The 3,058-nt window shown below is 55.2% G+C and carries 1 tRNA gene and 2 rRNA genes (1 of these 3 only partly in view); all 3 read left to right on the top strand.

The features are described from left to right. Positions 1-2,632: ribosomal RNA gene (locus ACED67_RS21525) — 23S ribosomal RNA — on the top strand (it extends 201 nt beyond the left edge of the window). 124 nt (positions 2,633-2,756) lie between these two features. Beyond that, positions 2,757-2,871 (top strand): 5S ribosomal RNA (gene rrf, locus ACED67_RS21530). Between the two features lie 42 nt (positions 2,872-2,913). Further along, positions 2,914-2,990 (top strand) — tRNA-Met (locus ACED67_RS21535). Positions 2,991-3,058: the final 68 nt, after the last annotated feature.

Consider the following 3,058-nt stretch of genomic DNA (forward strand, 5'->3'; position numbering starts at 1 on the left):
CATAGGGGTTTTAGAGCAAACCCGGGGAACTGAAACATCTAAGTACCCGGAGGAAAGGACATCAATAGAGACTCCGTTAGTAGTGGCGAGCGAACGCGGACCAGCCGATCCTCGAAAAGTGAGCAGAATGGTCTGGAAAGGCCAGCGACATGGGTGACAGCCCCGTATGCGAAGCTTCAGAGGACATATTAAGTAGGGCGGGACACGTGAAATCCTGTCTGAAGATCGGAGGACCACCTCCGAAGGCTAAGTACTCCTTGCTGACCGATAGCGAACCAGTACCGTGAGGGAAAGGTGAAAAGCACCCCGACGAGGGGAGTGAAACAGTACCTGAAACCGGACGCCTACAAGCAGTCGGAGCCTCCTTGAGAGGTGACGGCGTACCTTTTGTATAATGGGTCAACGACTTGGTCTTACGAGCAAGCTTAAGCCGCTAGGTGGAGGCGCAGCGAAAGCGAGTCTTAAAAGGGCGCATGAGTTCGTGGGATCAGACCCGAAACCAGGTGATCTAGCCATGAGCAGGATGAAGGTTGGGTAACACCAACTGGAGGTCCGAACCAACACCCGTTGAAAAGGGTCTGGATGACTTGTGGCTAGGGGTGAAAGGCTAATCAAACCTGGAGATAGCTGGTTCTCCGCGAAAGCTATTTAGGTAGCGCCTCGGACGAATACCATCGGGGGTAGAGCACTGCATGGGTAATGGGGGCCCACAGCCTTACTGAGCCTAAGCAAACTCCGAATACCGATGAGTACTATCCGGGAGACACACGGCGGGTGCTAACGTCCGTCGTGAAGAGGGAAACAACCCTGACCTGCAGCTAAGGCCCCTAATTCATGGCTAAGTGGGAAAGCATGTGGGACGGCCAAAACAACCAGGAGGTTGGCTTAGAAGCAGCCATCCTTTAAAGATAGCGTAACAGCTCACTGGTCTAGATAAGCTGTCCTGCGGCGAAGATGTAACGGGGCTCAAGCCATGAGCCGAAGCTCGGGATGCACAGCGATGTGCGTGGTAGCGGAGCGTTCTGTGATATAGTCTCATGTCTCCTTCATCGCCTCGGCGATATTGGAGACGCGAGGCTTTCTGTGAAGCCGGGCTGTAAGGCATCCGGTGGAGAGATCAGAAGCGAGAATGTTGACATGAGTAGCGACAAACAGGGTGAGAAACCCTGTCGCCGAAAGTCCAAGGGTTCCTGCTTAAAGCTAATCTGAGCAGGGTAAGCCGGCCCCTAAGGCGAGGCCGAAAGGCGTAGTCGATGGGAACCAGGTTAATATTCCTGGGCCAGTGGGATGTGACGGATGTTTACTGTAGTTCGGTCTTATCGGATTGACCGGGCTGCTGCGATGTCCCTGGAAATAGCCCCACATCAGACCGTACCCTAAACCGACACAGGTGGACTGGTAGAGTATACCAAGGCGCTTGAGAGAACCACGTTAAAGGAACTCGGCAAAATGCTCCCGTAAGTTCGCGAGAAGGGAGCCCCGTCTGTAGGCAACTATGGGCGGGGGGCACAAACTAGGGGGTGGCGACTGTTTACTTAAAACACAGGGCTCTGCGAAGTCGTAAGACGACGTATAGGGTCTGACGCCTGCCCGGTGCCGGAAGGTTAAAAGGAGGGGTGCAAGCTCTGAATTGAAGCCCCGGTAAACGGCGGCCGTAACTATAACGGTCCTAAGGTAGCGAAATTCCTTGTCGGGTAAGTTCCGACCTGCACGAATGGCGTAACGATCTCCCCGCTGTCTCTAACGTGGACTCAGCGAAATTGAACTGTGTGTCAAGATGCACACTACCCGCGGTTAGACGGAAAGACCCCATGAACCTTTACTCTAGCTTTGCACTGGCACCAGGAATGTGATGCGCAGGATAGGTGGTAGGCTTTGAAGCCGGGACTCTGGTCTCGGTGGAGCCTCCCTTGAGATACCACCCTTCGCCTTCTTGGTGTCTAACCGCGGCCCGTTATCCGGGTCCGGGACCCTGCATGGTGGGGAGTTTGACTGGGGCGGTCGCCTCCCAAATCGTAACGGAGGCGCGCGAAGGTTGGCTCAGACCGGTCGGAAATCGGTCGTTGAGTGCAATGGCAGAAGCCAGCCTGACTGCGAGACTGACAAGTCGAGCAGAGACGAAAGTCGGTCATAGTGATCCGGTGGTCCCAAGTGGGAGGGCCATCGCTCAACGGATAAAAGGTACTCTGGGGATAACAGGCTGATGATGCCCAAGCGTCCACAGCGACGGCATCGTTTGGCACCTCGATGTCGGCTCATCTCATCCTGGGGCTGGAGCAGGTCCCAAGGGTACGGCTGTTCGCCGTTTAAAGAGGTACGTGAGCTGGGTTTAGAACGTCGTGAGACAGTTCGGTCCCTATCTGCCGTGGGTGCAGGAGACTTGAGAAGAGTTGACCCTAGTACGAGAGGACCGGGTTGAACGAACCACTGGTGGACCTGTTGTCGTGCCAACGGCAGTGCAGGGTAGCTATGTTCGGACAGGATAACCGCTGAAGGCATCTAAGCGGGAAGCCCCCTTCAAAACTAGGTCTCCCTTGAGGGCCGTGGAAGACGACCACGTCGATAGGCCAGAGGTGTAAGCGCAGCAATGCGTTCAGCTGACTGGTACTAATTGCCCGATTGGCTTGATCTGATCCAGAAACGGCAAGGCCAGGACAAACGTCCAGCCCCGTTCGGAAAAAGACAGAAGTCAAAGACTTGGAACATACTGATCTTCTCTCCCTTGCGCCGTAAAAGGCGCAGGGTCTCTGTTCCGGTTTGGTGGTCATAGCGCCAGCTAAACACCCGATCCCATCCCGAACTCGGCCGTTAAGGGCTGGCACGCCGATGGTACTGCGTCTTAAGACGTGGGAGAGTAGGTCACCGCCAAACCTGATCAGAGACCCTAAACGATCACAAAATACACCAAACCGGCGCGGGGTGGAGCAGCCCGGTAGCTCGTCAGGCTCATAACCTGAAGGCCGCAGGTTCAAATCCTGCCCCCGCAACCAAATAATACAATACAGATCAATGCTTTACGCCCCGCCATCCAGCGGGGCTTTTTGCTGTCCAAACGGCG

Origin of the sequence: Neotabrizicola paludis, assembly GCF_044142105.1 — a bacterium.
Lineage (GTDB): Bacteria > Pseudomonadota > Alphaproteobacteria > Rhodobacterales > Rhodobacteraceae > Pseudogemmobacter.